The 15,685-nt window shown below is 67.7% G+C and carries 12 protein-coding genes; 11 read left to right on the top strand and 1 reads right to left on the bottom strand.

Features of this window, described 5'->3' with window-relative positions:
- The first annotated feature begins 106 nt into the window (after positions 1 to 106).
- From AC1RVW_RS27585 to AC1RVW_RS27540, 10 genes are all read left to right on the top strand, one after another.
- Positions 107 to 1,612 carry an efflux transporter outer membrane subunit gene (locus AC1RVW_RS27585; RefSeq protein ID WP_493203751.1) on the top strand — a complete coding sequence of 502 codons (1,506 nt, stop codon included), beginning with the start codon at positions 107 to 109 and terminating at the stop codon, positions 1,610 to 1,612.
- Between the two features lie 4 nt (positions 1,613 to 1,616).
- The gene (locus tag AC1RVW_RS27580) at positions 1,617 to 2,852 is read left to right on the top strand and encodes an efflux RND transporter periplasmic adaptor subunit (RefSeq protein ID WP_493203749.1); all 1,236 of its coding nucleotides are present in this window, start codon (positions 1,617 to 1,619) and stop codon (positions 2,850 to 2,852) included.
- Positions 2,849 to 6,019 (top strand): efflux RND transporter permease subunit, encoded by a 3,171-nt coding sequence (locus tag AC1RVW_RS27575; protein WP_081270222.1) that lies wholly within the window; start codon positions 2,849 to 2,851, stop codon positions 6,017 to 6,019. Before AC1RVW_RS27580 ends, AC1RVW_RS27575 begins: the two co-directional genes overlap by 4 nt.
- 51 nt (positions 6,020 to 6,070) lie before the next feature.
- Positions 6,071 to 6,778, top strand: a complete 708-nt coding sequence (locus AC1RVW_RS27570; RefSeq protein WP_493203746.1) for a heavy metal response regulator transcription factor — start codon at positions 6,071 to 6,073, stop codon at positions 6,776 to 6,778.
- Entirely contained in the window at positions 6,775 to 8,151 is a 1,377-nt protein-coding gene (locus tag AC1RVW_RS27565) for a heavy metal sensor histidine kinase (protein ID WP_081270223.1), read from the top strand. Before AC1RVW_RS27570 ends, AC1RVW_RS27565 begins: the two co-directional genes overlap by 4 nt.
- A 105-nt stretch (positions 8,152 to 8,256) precedes the next feature.
- A complete protein-coding gene (locus AC1RVW_RS27560) occupies positions 8,257 to 9,195 on the top strand; it encodes a DedA family protein/thiosulfate sulfurtransferase GlpE (protein ID WP_285414627.1) in 939 nt (312 codons plus the stop codon).
- 106 nt (positions 9,196 to 9,301) lie between these two features.
- A complete protein-coding gene (locus AC1RVW_RS27555) occupies positions 9,302 to 10,519 on the top strand; it encodes an MFS transporter (RefSeq protein ID WP_409196054.1) in 1,218 nt (405 codons plus the stop codon).
- Between the two features lie 14 nt (positions 10,520 to 10,533).
- Positions 10,534 to 11,514, top strand: a complete 981-nt coding sequence (locus AC1RVW_RS27550) for a hypothetical protein (protein WP_493203743.1) — start codon at positions 10,534 to 10,536, stop codon at positions 11,512 to 11,514.
- Between the two features lie 77 nt (positions 11,515 to 11,591).
- On the top strand, positions 11,592 to 12,965 hold the full coding sequence (locus AC1RVW_RS27545) for a cache domain-containing protein (protein ID WP_493203741.1): 1,374 nt from the start codon (positions 11,592 to 11,594) through the stop codon (positions 12,963 to 12,965).
- Positions 12,962 to 13,597: a response regulator transcription factor gene (locus AC1RVW_RS27540; protein WP_493203739.1), complete on the top strand. Its 636-nt coding sequence runs from the start codon at positions 12,962 to 12,964 to the stop codon at positions 13,595 to 13,597. Before AC1RVW_RS27545 ends, AC1RVW_RS27540 begins: the two co-directional genes overlap by 4 nt.
- Before the next feature lie 578 nt (positions 13,598 to 14,175).
- On the opposite strand, the gene AC1RVW_RS27535 is transcribed toward AC1RVW_RS27540, so the two are convergent.
- Positions 14,176 to 14,658, bottom strand: a complete 483-nt coding sequence (locus tag AC1RVW_RS27535; protein ID WP_493203737.1) for a GreA/GreB family elongation factor — start codon at positions 14,656 to 14,658, stop codon at positions 14,176 to 14,178.
- A gap of 298 nt (positions 14,659 to 14,956) precedes the next feature.
- Between AC1RVW_RS27535 and AC1RVW_RS27530 the strand changes: the two genes are divergently transcribed.
- A complete protein-coding gene (locus AC1RVW_RS27530) occupies positions 14,957 to 15,466 on the top strand; it encodes a DUF1993 domain-containing protein (protein WP_106937171.1) in 510 nt (169 codons plus the stop codon).
- Positions 15,467 to 15,685 lie beyond the last annotated feature (219 nt).

The following is a 15,685-nucleotide window of genomic DNA, read 5'->3' as shown; positions in this document are numbered from 1 at the left end:
CACCCCAACCCTCCCCCAGCGGGGGAGGGAGCAAAACGCAAACTGTCAGACTTGTCAGTTAGTCGACAGCGAGGGGTTTGAAGGGGTTGCCTAGAGTGGCCCCATCATGGTCCTCCCTGACGCACCCCCCCTATCGCGCGCGGCCCTCGCGCTGGCCGTCCTGCTCCTTGCGGGGTGCGCCGTCGGTCCCGATTACGTCCGCCCGCAGATGGACGTGCCCAGCGCCTTCAAGGAAACCGGCGGCCCCTGGAAGACAGCCGCGCCGCAAACCATCGACGCCGACCATCCCTGGTGGGACGCCTACGGCGACAGCACCCTCGGCGCGCTGATGGTGCAGGCCAACGCGGCCAACCAGAACATCCGCGTCGCCGAGGCCCAATACCGCCAGGCGCAGGCCATCACCGCGGCGGCGCGCGCCAACTTCTTCCCGACCGTCGGCCTGAACGCCGGCGCCGTGCGGGCGCAGAGCAACAGCACCGGCGTCGTCAAGCTGGGCACCACCGACACCCTGGGCCTGGGCGCGAGCTGGGAGCCCGACCTGTGGGGCTCGGTGCGCCGCTCGGTGGAGGCGGGCACCGCCAGCGAGCAGGCCAGCGCCGACGACCTGGCCGGCGCGCGCCTGAGCATCCAGACCACGCTCGCGCAGGACTACCTGCAGATCCGCGTCATCGACCTCGAGCGCGACCTGTACGCCAGCACCACCGCCGCCTATGCCAAGGCGCTCGAACTCACGCAGCACCAGTACGCCGCCGGCACCGTGCTGCGCTCCGACGTGGCGCTGGCCGAAAGCCAGCTCAAGACCGCGCAGGCGCAGGCGGTCGACCTCGAAGCGCAGCGCGCGCAGCTCGAGCACGCCATCGCCGTGCTGACCGGGCAGGCGCCGGCTTCGTTCTCGCTGCCGCCGCTTGAGTCGTCGGGCCAGCCGCAGACGGCCGAATCGCTTTCGTCGGCCTCGGCACTGCATGTGCAGCTGCCGGTGTCGCCCGCGGGCCTGCCGTCGGAACTGCTCGAGCGCCGGCCCGACATCGCCGGCGCCGAGCGCCGGGTGCAGGCCGCCAACGCCAACATCGGCGTCGCCAAGGCCGCTTACTACCCGCAGATCACGCTCAGCGCCAGCGGCGGCTTCAGCGCGGCCAGCCTGGCCACGCTGTTCAATACGCCCAGCCGCGTGTGGTCGCTGGGCGCGGCGCTTGCACAGACCGTGTTCGACGGCGGCCTGCGCAAGGCCCACACCGACCAGGCCGTGGCCGCCTACGACGCCTCCGTCGCGCAATACAAGCAGACCGTGCTCGGCGGCTTCCAGCAGGTGGAAGACGACCTGGCCACCCTGCGCGTGCTCGACAGTGAATCCACGCTGCAGGCCGACGCCGTGCGCTCCGCCCAGCTTGCCGAGCGGCTGGCCCTGGCCCAGTACCGCGCCGGCACGGCCACCTACCTGAGCGTGGTGACGGCGCAGACGCTGTCGCTCACCAACCAGCGCACCGCCGCGCAAGTGCTGGGCCGGCAGCTGGCCGCCAGCGTCTCGCTGATCGCGGCCACGGGTGGCGGCTGGAGCGCCGCCGATGCCCAGGCCGGCACCAGCTCCGGCGCCGACAAGATTTCCAGGAATTGATGCCATGACGACCACACCCACCACCGCCACCGGGCACGCCCTTTTCCAGCGCCGATCGACCTGGCTCGCCACCGCCACGCTCGTGCTGGTGCTGGGCGGCGGCACCTGGGCGCTCACCCACCATTCCGCCCATGCCGCCAAGCCCGAGGCCGCCCAGGCAGCGCCGCCGGTGCAGGTGACCACGGCGCGCGTCAAGCAGCAGGACGTGCAGGTCTACCGCAGCGGCATCGGCACCGTGGCGTCGATGGCCACCGTCACCGTCAAGGCCCGCATCGACGGGCAGCTCGACAAGGTCGGCTTCGTGGAAGGGCAGGACGTGAAGGCCGGCCAGATGCTCGCGCAGCTCGACCCGCGCACGCTGCAGGCGCAGCTCGCGCAGGCGCAGGCCACACGGGCGAAAGACCAGGCCACGCTTGCCAACGCCCGCGCCGACCTCAAGCGCTACACCACGCTGATCGCGCAGGACGCGGCCACGCAGCAGCAGCTCGACACGCAGAAGGCGCTGGTCAACCAGCTCGAGGCCACCGTGCAGAACGACGCCGCGCAGGTGAAATACGCAGAGGTGCAACTCAGCTTCACGCGCATCTCGTCGCCCATGGACGGCCGCGCCGGCGCGCGGCTGGTGGACCCCGGCAACATCGTGCACGCGGCCGACACCAACGGGCTGGTGGTCATCAACCAGATCGACCCCATCGCCGTGCAGTTCACGCTGCCCGAAGACGCGGTGCAGGACATCAACCGCCTGCAGCAGAAAAGCAGCCAGCCGCTCACGGTGGTGGCCTACGACCGCAGCGGCGCGCAGATGCTGGGCACCGGCAAGCTCATCCTGCTGAACAACCAGATCGACACCACCAGCGGCACCGTGCAGCTCAAGGGCAGCTTCGCCAACCCGCAGCATTCGCTGTGGCCCGGCCAGTACGTCAACGTGCGGCTGCAGCTCGACCGCCGGCCCGACTCGCTCACCGTGCCCGCCGCCGCCGTGCAGCGCGGCCAGGACAGCACCTACGTCTGGGTGGTCGATGACCAGAACAAGGTCGGCAATGTGCCGGTGCACGTGGTGCAGATCGCCGACGGCACGGCCGTGATCGACAAGGGCCTGAGCGCGAACCAGCGCGTGGTGGTGGACGGCCAGTACAAGCTCAAGCCCGGCGCCACCGTCGTGGAGCCGCCGCCCGCGCAGAAGGGCGCGGCCGGTGGCGGCGCCGACGCCAACAAGCCCGCCGGCGGGAGCAGCAATTGAGCATCTCCGCCACATTCATCAAGCGCCCCATCGGCACCACGCTGCTGGCGCTGGCCATCCTGCTGGTCGGTGCGGCGGTGTTTCCGCTGCTGCCGGTGGCGCCGCTGCCGCAGGTCGACTTTCCGACGATCCAGGTCTCGGCCAGCCTGCCCGGCGCCAGTCCGGAGACCATGGCCTCCAACGTGGCGCAGCCGCTGGAGCGCAACTTCTCGCTGATCGCGGGCCTGTCGCAGATGACGTCCACCAGCGGCCTGGGCAACACCCAGATCACGCTGCAGTTCGACCTCGACCGCAGCATCGACGCCGCCGCGCTCGACGTGCAGGCCGCCATCAACGCCTCCACCGGCCAGCTGCCGGCCAACCTGCCGAGCCCGCCCACCTTCCGCAAGGTGAACCCGGCCGACGCGCCCATCCTCATCCTGTCGGTGCAGTCGAAGACGCTGCCGCTGACCGAGGTGAACGACTACGCCGACAACATCCTCGCGCAGCAGATATCGCAGATCTCGGGCGTGGGCCTGGTCAACATCGGCGGCGTGCAGAAGCCGGCTGTGCGCATTCAGGTCGACCCGGCCAAGCTCGCCGCGCTGGGCCTGAGCCTGGAAGACGTGCGCACCGTGCTCTCGTCGGCCACCGTGAACGCGCCCAAGGGCACCATCGACGGGCCCAACCAGAGCTTCACCGTCTACACCAATGACCAGCTGCTCAAGGCACAGCCCTGGAACGACGTGGTGCTGGCCTACCGCAACGGCGCGCCCATCCGCGTGCGCGACCTGGGCGTGGCGGTCGACGGCCCCGAGAATTCCAAGATTGCCGGCTGGGCCTACGCCGGTGCCGCCGCGCCGGCCGGCAGCAACGTGCAGAACGGCCGCTCCATCGTGCTCGCCATAACCAAGCAGCCGGGCGCCAACGTCATCGAGACGGTGGACCGCATCAACGCGGCGCTGCCGCGGCTGAAGGCCTCGATTCCGCCGACCATCGACGTCAACGCCATCATCGACCGCACGCAGACCATCCGCGCCTCGGTGAAGGACGTGGAGTTCACGCTGCTGCTGACCATCGTGCTGGTGGTGGCCGTGATCTTCGTGTTCCTGCGCAACGTGCCGGCCACGCTCATTCCCAGCGTGACGGTGCCGCTCGCGCTGCTGGGCACGGTGGCGGTGATGTACCTGCTGGGCTACAGCCTGGACAACCTCTCGCTCATGGCGCTGACCATCGCGGTCGGCTTCGTGGTGGACGACGCCATCGTGATGCTGGAGAACATCTATCGCTACGTCGAAGAGGGCATGACGGCGATGGAGGCGGCCTACAAGGGCGCGGGCGAGATCGGCTTCACCATCATCTCGATCTCGGTGTCGCTGGTGGCGGTGTTCATTCCGCTGCTGCTCATGGGCGGCATCGTGGGGCGCCTGTTCCGCGAGTTCGCGGTCACGGTCACGCTGACCATCGTGGTGAGCGTGGTCATCTCGCTCACGCTGACGCCCATGCTGTGCTCGCGCTTCCTCAAGAACGAGCACGGCAGCAAGCACGGGCGGCTGTACCTGCTGTTCGAGCGCGGCTTCGACGCCATGCTCAGCGGCTACAAGCGCGGGCTGCACGTGGTGCTGGACCACCAGTTCATCACGCTGATGGTGTTCATTGCCACGGTGGCCGCCACGGGCGTGCTGTTCGCGGTGATTCCCAAGGGCTTCTTCCCGCAGCAGGACACCGGCTTCATCTCGGGCTTTGCCGAGTCGGGGCAGGACGCTTCCTTCGCGTCGATGAACGCGCGCATGCTCCAGCTGGCCGACGTGGTGCGCAAGGACCCCGACGTGACCGGCTTCGGCATGAACGGCAGCTCTTCCACCTACAACACCGGCAACTTCTTCATCAGCCTGAAGCCCAAGGACGAGGGCCGCACCGCCACCGCCGACGAGATCATCACGCGGCTGCGCCCGCAACTGGCCAAGGTGCAGGGCGTGAACCTGTTCCTGCAGGCGGGGCAGGACATCCGCGTGGGCGGGCGTGCTTCGCGCACGCAGTACCAGTACACCGTGACCGACGCCGACCTGGGCGAGCTCAACACCTGGGCGCCCAAGCTGCTCGCGCGCTTCAAGCAGCTGCCCGAGCTCACCGACCTGGCCACCGACCAGCAGAACGCCGCCGCGTCGGCCGTGCTGACCATCGACCGCGACCGCGCATCGAGCTTCGGCATCACGCCGGCCACCATCGACGCCACGCTCTACGACGCGATCGGCCAGCGCCAGGTGGCGCAGTACTTCACGCAGCTCAACAGCTACCACGTGGTGCTGGAGGTCACGCCCAGCCTGCAGCAGGACCCGACGCTCTTCAGCAAGCTCTACCTGAGCTCGCCCATCACCGGACAGCAGGTGCCGCTGTCGACCTTCGTGAAGGTGGACACCAGCAAGACGGCGTACCTGTCGATCAGCCACCAGGGCCAGTTCCCGGCGGTGACCATCTCGTTCAACCTGGCACCGGGCGTGGCGCTGGGCGACGCGGTGAACGCCATCAACAAGGCGCAAGCCGACATGGGCCTGCCGCAGTCGCTGACCGGCTCGTTCCAGGGCACCGCGCAGGCCTTCCAGGACTCGCTGGCCTCGCAGCCCTACCTGATTGCCGCGGCGCTGGTGGCGGTGTACATCGTGCTGGGCCTGCTGTACGAGAGCTACATCCACCCGCTGACGATTCTCTCGACGCTGCCTTCGGCCGGCGTGGGGGCGCTGCTGATATTGATGGCGGGCGGCTACGACCTGAGCGTGATCGCGCTCATCGGCATCATCCTGCTCATCGGCATCGTGAAGAAGAACGGCATCATGATGATCGACTTCGCGCTCAAGGCCGAGCGCGAGCAGGGCATGTCGCCGCACGACGCCATCTACCAGGCCTGCCTGCTGCGCTTCCGCCCCATCATGATGACCACCATGTGCGCGCTGCTCTCGGGCCTGCCGCTGATGCTGGGCCACGGATCGGGTTCCGAGCTGCGCCGCCCGCTGGGCTACGCGATGGTCGGCGGGCTGATACTCTCGCAGGCACTCACCCTGTTCACGACCCCGGTGGTCTACCTGTACCTCGACCGCGCCCACTACTGGTATCTGAGCCGCAAGGAAGCGCGCAAGGCCAGGAAAGCCGGGAAGGAAGGCAAGGCGCCGGTGCCGGCCGAGGCGCATTGACGAGCGCCGGCTGACATCATGGGCAGGGACGGAGACACAGAAGAAGACGCCATGAAGATCCTGATTGTCGAAGACGAACTGAGAACCGCGGACTACCTCTCCAAGGGGCTGACGGAGCAGGGCTGCGCGGTCGACATGGCACACAACGGCATCGACGGCCAGCACCTGGCGCTCACGCACGACTACGACGTGATCGTGCTCGACGTGATGCTGCCGGGGCAGGACGGCTTCTCGGTGCTGCGCGAGCTGCGCGCCGTGAAGCAGACGCCGGTCATCATGCTCACCGCGCGCGACCGGGTGGAGGACCGCATCAAGGGCCTGCACGAAGGCGCGGACGACTACCTCATCAAGCCTTTCTCTTTTCTGGAGCTGCTGGCGCGGCTGCAGGCGCTGAACCGGCGCGGCCGCAAGCAGGAGCCGATGCAGCTGCGCATTGCCGACCTGCAGATCGACCTGCTGGCGCGCAAGGCATTTCGTGGCAGTGGTGGCGGCAGCACCCGCATCGACCTCACCGCCAAGGAATTTGCGCTGCTGGCCGTGCTGGCCCGGCGCCAGGGCGAGATCCTGTCGAAGACGGCCATCGCCGAGCTGGTGTGGGACATGAACTTCGACAGCAACACCAACGTGGTCGAGGTGGCCATCAAGCGGCTGCGCGACAAGATCGACGTGCCCTTCAGCCCCAAGCTGCTGTACACCATCCGCGGCATGGGTTACGTGATGGAGGTGCGCGACGCGCCGGCCGAGGGCCAGGCGCCGTGAAGCGCTCCATCACCGCCCGGCTGGTGCTCATGTTCGCGGCCGTGGCGCTCGCGACATTCGCGCTGGCGGGCTTCGCGCTGCAGAACGTGCTGGCGCGCGAGCTGGAGCGGCACCAGTACGAAGAGCTGGACACCACCCTCAAGAACCTGCAGTTCTGGATCAAGGCCATCGGCACCCCCGAGCGCTGGTCCCGCGTGCAGGCGCGCATGGACGCGCTCACGCCCGCCGACGGCAGCGTGCGCTTCTGGGTGCTCAGCGACGATCCGCGCTTCCAGTACGGCAAGGGCCTGGCAGAAATAGACGGCCTCACGCGCGAGGCCAACGGCCACAGCAGCGTCATCGAGCTGCCGGGGCAGGCGCGGCCGTTCCGCACGCTGTCGGTGCACATCGATCCCCTCGACCAGCGGCCGGCGGTGCGGCTGATCGTCGGGCACAACACCGAGCCCTACGAGCGCACGCGCCAGGCCTTCCTGACCGCGCTGATCGGGCTCGGGCTGGGCGCGGTGCTGGTGGTGGCGGTGGCCGGCTACTGGATCGCGCGCGTGGGGCTGCGGCCGCTGGAGCGGCTGTCGCGCGAGGCGCAGGCGCTGCGGCCCAAGACGCTGTCGCAGCGGCTGCGCTCCGAGCCGCTGCCGGTGGAGCTGTCCGCGCTGACCGAGGCCTTCAACGGCGCGCTCGCCCGGCTCGAAGAGGCCTACGGCCAGCTCGAGGCCTTCAACGCCGACGTGGCGCACGAACTGCGCACGCCGCTGGCCAACCTCATCGGCAGCACGCAGGTGGCGCTGTCGCGCCAGCGCAGCGCGGGCGAGTTCCAGGAAGTGCTGCAGGCCAACCTGGAAGACCTGGAGCGGGTGCGCTCCATCGTCAACGACATGCTGTTCCTCGCGCGCGCCGACCGCGGCGAGGTGGCCACCGGCCTGGTGCTCACGCCGGTGGCGCAGGAGGTGCACAAGACCATCGAGTTCTTCGAGTTCGTGCTCGACGAGACCCGCACGCAGGTCTCCATCGAGGGCGACGTGCACACCGAGGCCCGGCTGGAAAGCGCGCTGTTCCGCCGCGCCATGTCGAACCTGCTGCAGAACGCCATCGAGCATTCGGAGCCGGGCGCGCACATCGCCGTCACGCTGCGCGAGGAAGAGGCCGTGACCTGGATCACCGTGTCCAACCCCGGCGCGCCCATCGATGCGCGGCACCTGCCGCACCTGTTCGATCGCTTCTACCGCGCCGATGCCTCGCGCAACGACCGCGGCGAGCATCACGGCCACGGGCTGGGGCTGGCCATCGTGAAGGCGGTGGCGAGCATGCACGGCGGGCAGGTCGGCGCGTCGCGCCAGGGCGGGCTGAACAATTTCGGCTTCAGCGTTGCGCGGTAGCACTGCCCGGCGCATCGCGCGAATGACCGTGGGGCGGTGCGTTCTTGCGGCATGCGGGACAATCGCCGGTGGCATGAACCCCTCCCGAACCCCCCGAAAGTCCGCATGGCGCAGCTGATGTCGCTGCTCGTGCAGAACGCCATTCTGGTGGTGTTTGCCGTCAGTTTCGCCGCGCGCCTGGGGCTGCCCGTGCCGGCGGCCGCCGTGCTGGTGCTCACCGGCGCGCTGCTGGCGGCGGGCGACGTGTCGGTGCCCGGGGTGGTGCTGGCCGCCGTGGTTGCCAACCTGCTGGGCGACGCGGCGTGGTTCTATGCGGGCCGGCGCTTCGGCTACCGCTTCATGCGCCTCCTGTGCCGCATTTCGCTGTCGCCCGACACCTGCGTGCGGCGCGGCGAATCGCTCATCACCGACTGGGGCGGGCTGTCGCTGGTGGCGGCCAAGTTCGTGCCGGGCGTGTCGGTGGTGGCGCCGCCGATGGCGGGGGCGCTGGGCATGTCGGTGCGGCGCTTCATCGGCTTCGACATTGGCGCGGCGCTGGTCTGGACCGGTCTGTTCCTCGGGCTGGGCTGGGTCTTCCGCAACCAGATCCAGGAGGTGCTGGCCATCATGGCGCAGGCCGGCGGCATTGCCACGGTGGCGCTGGGCGTGCTGCTGCTGGTGATTCTTGCGGTGCGCTACTGGCGCCGCCGCGCCTTCATGCGGCTTACCGGCATGCCGCGCATCTCGGTCGACGAGCTGCACGAACTGCTCTCCAGCGAAGAACCTCCGCTGGTGATCGACGTGCGGGGCAAGGCCGGCTTGCAGGTCGATCCGCGCCGCATTCCGGGCGCCATGCCGTACACGCTCAAGGCGCTGCAGCAGCGCAACCTCGACCTGTCGCATGCCCGTGGCCGCGACGTGGTGCTGTATTGCAACTGCCCCAACGAAGTTTCGGCCGCGCAGGCCGCGCGCGTGCTGCTGGCCCGCGGCGCGCGCCGGGCGCTGCCGCTGACCGGCGGGCTCGACGCATGGGTGGCCTCGGGCCGGCCGACCAGCGTGGATTGAATCCAGGGTTGCCCCGGCGGCCATCTGCACGAATCGGCCTCCCGTGCTATGGTCCCCGGCCCTCGGGATAACCCTAGAGGTTGCCCTGCAGAAACCGGGATTCCTCGTGTCTTCAACCTCCAAAACTCCTCATTCACCGGCCGGCCTCACGCCCTTGCTGACGCTGGTCTTCGCCGTGGCCTGCGGCCTGTGCGTGGCCAACATCTACTACGCGCAGCCGCTGATCGGCCCCATCTCCGACACGCTGCAGCTGCACGCCGGCCTGGCCGGGCTCATCATGACGCTCACCCAGCTCGGCTACGGCGCCGGCCTGCTGCTGCTGGTGCCGCTGGCCGACGTGGTCGAGAACCGGCGGCTGATCGTCGGCGCGCTCTTCGGCGCGGTGATCGGGCTGGTGGGCATCGCGCTCTCGGACTCGGCCATCACCTTCCTGGCCGCTTCTTTCGTGGTGGGCGCATGCGCGGTCGCGGCGCAGGTGCTGCTGCCCTTTGCCTCGCACCTGGCGCCCGAGGCCACGCGCGGCAAGGTGGTCGGCAACATCATGGCCGGCCTGCTCGGCGGCATCATGCTGGCGCGGCCCTTTGCCAGCATGGTGGCTTCCGCATTGGGCTGGCGCGCGGTGTTCTGGCTGTCGGCGGTGCTGATGGCCGCGCTCATCGTGGTGCTGTGGCGCGTGCTGCCGCAGCGCCGCCCGCATGCATCGGTGGGCTATGCGCGCACCATGGCTTCGCTGCCGGGCATCGTCTGGAACACGCCGGTGCTGCGCCGGCGCGGGCTGTACCAGGGAATGATGTTCTCCGGCTTCCAGGCCTTCTGGACGGCAGTGCCGCTGGCGCTGGCGCATGAATTCGGCATGGGGCAGGGCGGCATCGCGGCATTCGCGCTGGCCGGCGCCGCCGGTGCGCTCATGGCGCCCATCGCCGGCCGGCTGGCCGACCGGGGGCTGACCCGTCCGGCCACGGGCATCGCCATTGCGGTGGCGCTGTTCTCCTTCCTGCTGGGGGCGGTGGCCATGCACTACCGCTCGCTGGCCGGGCTGGTGGCGGCGGGCATCTTGCTCGACGGCGCGGTGCAGCTGTGCCAGGTGCTCAACTTCCGCAGCCTCTTCATGCTGGCGCCGGAGCTGCGCGGCCGGCTCAACGGGCTGTTCATGACCTTCATCTTCATCTGCGCGGCGGTGGCCTCCGGCATTGCGGCGGCCGTGTATGCCTTCCATGGCTGGAGCGGGCTTTGCCTGCTGGGTGGCGGCTATGTGCTGGTGGCGCTGCTGTACTACGCGACCGAGTTCCGCCAGCAGCCTGCTGCGGCGGCGGTCAGCCGGTAGTTGCCTTGCAGCCGATGAGTTCGCCGGTTTTTTCGCGCTCCATCCAGGTAACCCAGACAGACGCCAGCGGCATCTGGCCCATCCTGGTGCTTTGCACGGCCTACTCCGCGGCGCTGGTCGCCGGGGCGGCATGGGCGATCGACCTGGACGCCAAGGGCTGGCACATCGCGCTGGACATGCTGGCCTTGCTCGCACTCGTGGCGCTGTGGCTGGTGGGCCTGGTGGCCGTCGTGCGCGCATGGATCTGGGTCGAGACGCATTGGCTGGCCAAGGGCCGGGCCAGGCCGTTCAGCGAATGCACGCCCGTCGACATCGGCGAAGCCGGCTTCTCCGTGCAAGGCCTCGGCCACGTCGACTGGATCGACGTGCTGGCCCTCGAAGGCATTCCCGACAGCGACAACTACCTGATCGTTCATACACGGCCATTCAGAAAGCTGATGCTGGCGGCGCCCGTCGATGAACTGGTGCCGGTCTTCAACCACTATCTTGCACAGGCAGGCAGCGCCAGGGCAACGCGGGCAGGCACGCTGCAAAGCCGCGCCCTGGTTTTCTGCTGGCGGTGCTTTCTGGCGTGGATCTGGGCGGGCTATGCGCTGGCGGGCGCAGGTGGCATCGCGCTGCTGCTCAATGCGTCGAATGCGGGATTCGTGAAGACCATGGTGGGCCTCTGCGTTCTCATGCCGCTGGTCGCCTGGCTGGTCTGGGCCGTTCCGATCTCGCGGATCAGCACCTTCGCGCCCTCGCGGGTGCGGGCCTTCGAGCTCCACGGTACGCGGCTGCGCAGCACCGACGACGAATGGCAGTCCGACCTGCTGCAATCGCGTATCACCCTTCGCCGTGCGAGCGGCATCGGCTACGAATTTTCTTTCCTGGCCATCCGCCCTCCTTCGGGCAAGGGGCTCGACCTGATCCTGCAAGGCGGCGCCGAGCAGGAGGCATTGCTCGACGCACTGAGCGACCGAGGCCTGCTGCCCGCGATGAACCCGCAAGACTGAGCAGCATCAGCAGCCCGCCCAGGCGGCCGGCATCGGCAGAAATCGGCAGGAGTGCGCGGTGGTAGGCTTGCCGCCCGATGAATCTCCGCCTCAAGATCGTTGCGCTTGCCGTCGCGCCCTTGCTCATCGCACTGGTGCTGGTGGCACTTGCCGTGCGCCACCAGGAGCACGACCTTGCCCAGCGCGAGCGCGCCCTCATCGAGAACAGCTACATGGCCCAGCGCCGCAGCGAACTGCGCAGCTACGTGGACCTGGCCGTGAGCAACCTGCTGCCGCTGTACGAATCCGGCCAGGACGACGAGGCCACGCGCAACGAGGCACTGCGCCGGCTGGCCGCGCTCAACTATGGCGACGACGGCTACTTCTTCGTCTACGACATGGAAGGCAACTCCCTCATGCATTCGCGCCAGCCCGAGCTGGTGGGCAAGAACCTCTGGGGCATGCGCGACTCGCAAGGCCGCTACACCATCCAGGACCTGATCAAGGGCGCGAAGGAAAAAGGCGGCGCCTACGTCGAATACGAATGGCGCAAGCCGTCGAGCGCGCAGCTGGCGCCCAAGCTGGGCTACGTCACCGCCATGCCGCGCTGGAACTGGATGGTCGGCACCGGCCTGTACCTGGACGACATCCAGTCGACCATGGACACCCTCGACCGGCAGATGAACGCCAACGTCACCGCGACGCTGCTGTGGATAGCCGGCATTGCCGCGCTGTGCCTGGGCGTGGTCAGCGCCGCCGGGCTGCTGCTGAACCTCAGCGAGCACCGCACGGCCGAAGCCAAGCTGCGCCTGCTCGCAAGGCGCGTGGTGCAGTCGCAGGAAGAAGAGCGCGGCCACCTCGCGCGCGAGCTGCATGACGGCACCAGCCAGACGCTGGTGTCGGCCAAGCTGCTCATCGAATCGGCCGTGGAGTCGCTCGAAAGCCGGCACCAGCCCACGCCGCCCGCACTGCCCAAGGCGCTGCAGCGGCTGAACGATTCGCTGATGGAGGTGCGCCGCATCTCGCACCGGCTGCGCCCCGCGCTGCTCGACACCCTGGGCCTGCCCGCCGCGCTGGAGCGGCTGGTTGACGAGTTCAGGGACGAAGGCGCCGTCGATGCGTCGATGATGATCGAGGGCGAAGCCTTCGAGCTGCAGCCCGAGGTGAAGACCGCGCTCTTCCGCCTCACGCAGGAAGCGCTGACCAACGTGCGCAAGCATGCCGACGCACAGCACGTGCACGTGGCGCTGGCCTTCGACGAGAAAGACGGCGTGCGGCTCGAGGTGAGCGACGACGGCACCGGCTTCGACATCGATGCCGTGCAGCTCGACCCGCGCCGCGGCATCGGCCTGCGCAACATGCGCGAGCGCATGGAAGCCATTGGCGGCCAGCTGGCCATGCACTCGAACCAAGGCCGCACCTCCATCGAGGCCGAAGTGCCGGCCCGCAACGCAAGGGCCGCATCCGCATGACCGCAGGCACCATTCGCCTCTTCCTGGTGGACGACCACCCGCTGGTGCGCGACGGCCTGCGCGCGCGGCTGGGCAGCATGCCCAACCTGGAGATCGTCGGCGAGGCCGGCAGCGCGGCCGAGGCGCTCGCTCAAGTCGACAGCGTGCGGCCCGACCTCATGCTGATGGACGTCGGCATGAAAGACATGAACGGCATCGAGCTTGCGGCCCTGCTGCTGCAGCGCCAGGGCGCGCCGCACATCGTGATGCTCAGCATGTACAACAACCCCGAATACGTGCAGAAGGCCCTGCAGGCCGGCGCGCGCGGCTACGTGCTGAAAGACGCGCCCGCGGCGGAGATCGTCGCGGCCATCGAGGCCGTGTCGGCGGGCGGCACCTTCCTGAGCCCCGCCGTGTCGAAGAAGCTCTTCCGCACGCAGGAGCCGCGCCCCCTGCTCACGCCGCGAGAGAGCGAGATCCTCTCGGCGCTGGGGCGAGGGGAATCGAGCAAGCAGATCGCGCGCGACCTCGGCCTGAGCGTGCGCACGGTGGAGGCGCACCGGCAGAGCATCAAGCGGCGGCTGGGCATCGAGGGGCAGGCGGAGCTGATCAAGTACGCCGTGGAGCACGCGCGGAAGTTCGGGCAGAGCTGATTCGACTGGCCGAGAGCCGTCACATCGCGAATACCTGCGCCATTCGAGAACTTCTGGGCAGAAGTTTTTCTCGCGCCGGGCTGGTTTTCTCTACAGTGAATGCCCTTGTGATTCCACGCCCTGCTACCGGTGCAACGCGCATCGATGCAGGCGTGGAGCACAAAAGGCGACGGCCAAGGTGCGCGAACACCTTGACCGTCTAACCAAGTGACGTGCAATAACTTTGGAAAGCGAGCACACCAAATGGCTGGACGAATTATGGCCGGGCCTGCAAGGCCGGCATCCGCGGACGCGACCACTCCCACTACACCGGGCGCTTCCGATCTTCTCGAGAACAAGCTGGAGCAGCTGAACTCGTTGCTGTGGTGCTTCTACGGCGCCGGGGACGGATGGTTCCAGGATGCGGGGGAGGCGCATCGGGAGAATCTGCTTTGGATTGCTTCGGATTTGGCGCGGGAGGCTGTGGCGTTGTTTCAGGAGATGAGCCCGGTTGGATAGGGCTTGCCAGCCAGCCGGCACATTCACGACGCCTGAACGTCTGCAGACCTCGGCCAATTCGGCGTGAACTTGCTTGCGGCTCAATGAACCCGGAGCACCTCAAACTGCAGTCGGGTTAGAGCCACCTGTATTGACACCTCATCACCCTCGCATTTGCCGAGCATGGCCCTGCCCAAAGGTGCTTCGCTGCTGATGACCTGAACGAGCCGAGCGCCGCTGACCAACTTCATGCCGCCCGCATTCGGACCGAGGAAAAGCTGTTGCTGCTTGTCGTCGGAATCGACCAGGCAGACCAGCGCGCCGAGCTGTATACCTTTGCTGGCGTCGTAGGGACGCGGGCGGAATTGGCGCCAATTGGCCATCGCCTGGCGGATCGCTTCGGCGCGCCGGGCTTGGCCGGTGGCCAGGTAGGCAGCTTCGAGTCCCAATGTGTCGTATTTGTTTTCGGCGATGTTCTCTTCGTGGGTCGCCGTTTCATGGGCCGCCCGCACCGCCTGCTCGGCTTGCAGCAGGTCTTCGGCGAGCCGTTCCAGCACCTGCTGTTGCAGCAAGAATTTATCCATGACGAAAGGCCGGCATCTCAAGCAAGCGGGGGTAGGTTTCAAACATGAAGGGCTCCAGAACCCTTCGACGCTTATGTGTTGGCTGCAGGTCAACTTGAGCCATGGGCCCATCCGCACCGTTCGCTTCCAGCTGGTGAGCTGCCCTTCAACGCGGCGGCTCCGACTACCAGCGGGAAGAAAACCCGGCCATAAAAGCCGGGTGATTCAGTTCGCCCTGTGCTGTTAGCCTTGCACGGTCGGCAGGGTCTCTGCCACGCCAACTCCGGCCATCGCGCCCAATTTTAGAAGTGAACTCACTATGACCAGCCCGCTGTACAACGCCTCCGTTCCCGTCATGCAGCAGATGCTGCGCGCCATGTCCGACGTGCTCAAGAAGGCCGAAGACCACGCGACGCAAAAAAATATCGATCCGAATGCGCTGCTGCAGGCGCGGCTGTTCCCTGACATGTTTCCGCTGGTACGTCAGGTACAGATCGCCGCAGACTTCTCCAAGGGCATCGCCTCCCGCCTGGCTGGTGCCGAGGTGCCGTCGTGGCCAGACACTGAGGCCAGCTTCGCCGAGTTGCAAGCGTTGATCGCCAAAGCTTTGGCCCATATCGGCTCCTTCGAGGCTGAGCAATTTGACTCAAGCGAAGGCCGCGAGATCGTGTTGCGCCCCGGCACCCCCAAGGAAAAGAAGCTGACCGCAGGCGCATATCTTCTGCACTATGGACTGCCGCAGTTCTTCTTCCACGTGACCACCACCTATGCCATCTTGCGCCACAACGGTGTTGAGATCGGTAAGCGTGACTACATGGGTGCGTACTGACCCAAGACAGGCAGGAGTTCAGCCACTTTGTCCACTGACGCTCGATAGCAACTAGAGCCTCCGTTCGACGTTGTTCTGCTGATGGCCGCTCTGCAGCGATTGCGGCCGTCCGGAGTCCGCCAGCGAAAGGCTGCTCCGCCCTGCAAAGCAGACGTAGCAACTAACGCTTTGCACGCGCCCGGCGAAATGGAAGCGCGATAGATACTTTTTAAGGTGGAT

This window comes from Variovorax sp. MPBD4-3, assembly GCF_058809745.1.
The sequence above is the reverse complement of the archived record's forward strand: the minus strand, read 5'-3'. Positions and strand labels throughout refer to the sequence as shown.

Excerpts from the sequence above, each read along its gene's own strand:
- AC1RVW_RS27585 (WP_493203751.1), top strand. The coding sequence starts at position 107 with ATGGTCCTCCCTGACGCACCCCCCCTATCGCGCGCGGCCCTCGCGCTG.
- AC1RVW_RS27580 (WP_493203749.1), top strand. The coding sequence starts at position 1,617 with ATGACGACCACACCCACCACCGCCACCGGGCACGCCCTTTTCCAGCGC.
- AC1RVW_RS27570 (WP_493203746.1), top strand. The coding sequence starts at position 6,071 with ATGAAGATCCTGATTGTCGAAGACGAACTGAGAACCGCGGACTACCTC.
- AC1RVW_RS27560 (WP_285414627.1), top strand. The coding sequence starts at position 8,257 with ATGGCGCAGCTGATGTCGCTGCTCGTGCAGAACGCCATTCTGGTGGTG.
- AC1RVW_RS27550 (WP_493203743.1), top strand. The coding sequence starts at position 10,534 with ATGAGTTCGCCGGTTTTTTCGCGCTCCATCCAGGTAACCCAGACAGAC.
- AC1RVW_RS27545 (WP_493203741.1), top strand. The coding sequence starts at position 11,592 with ATGAATCTCCGCCTCAAGATCGTTGCGCTTGCCGTCGCGCCCTTGCTC.
- AC1RVW_RS27540 (WP_493203739.1), top strand. The coding sequence starts at position 12,962 with ATGACCGCAGGCACCATTCGCCTCTTCCTGGTGGACGACCACCCGCTG.
- AC1RVW_RS27535 (WP_493203737.1), bottom strand. The coding sequence starts at position 14,658 with ATGGATAAATTCTTGCTGCAACAGCAGGTGCTGGAACGGCTCGCCGAA.
- AC1RVW_RS27530 (WP_106937171.1), top strand. The coding sequence starts at position 14,957 with ATGACCAGCCCGCTGTACAACGCCTCCGTTCCCGTCATGCAGCAGATG.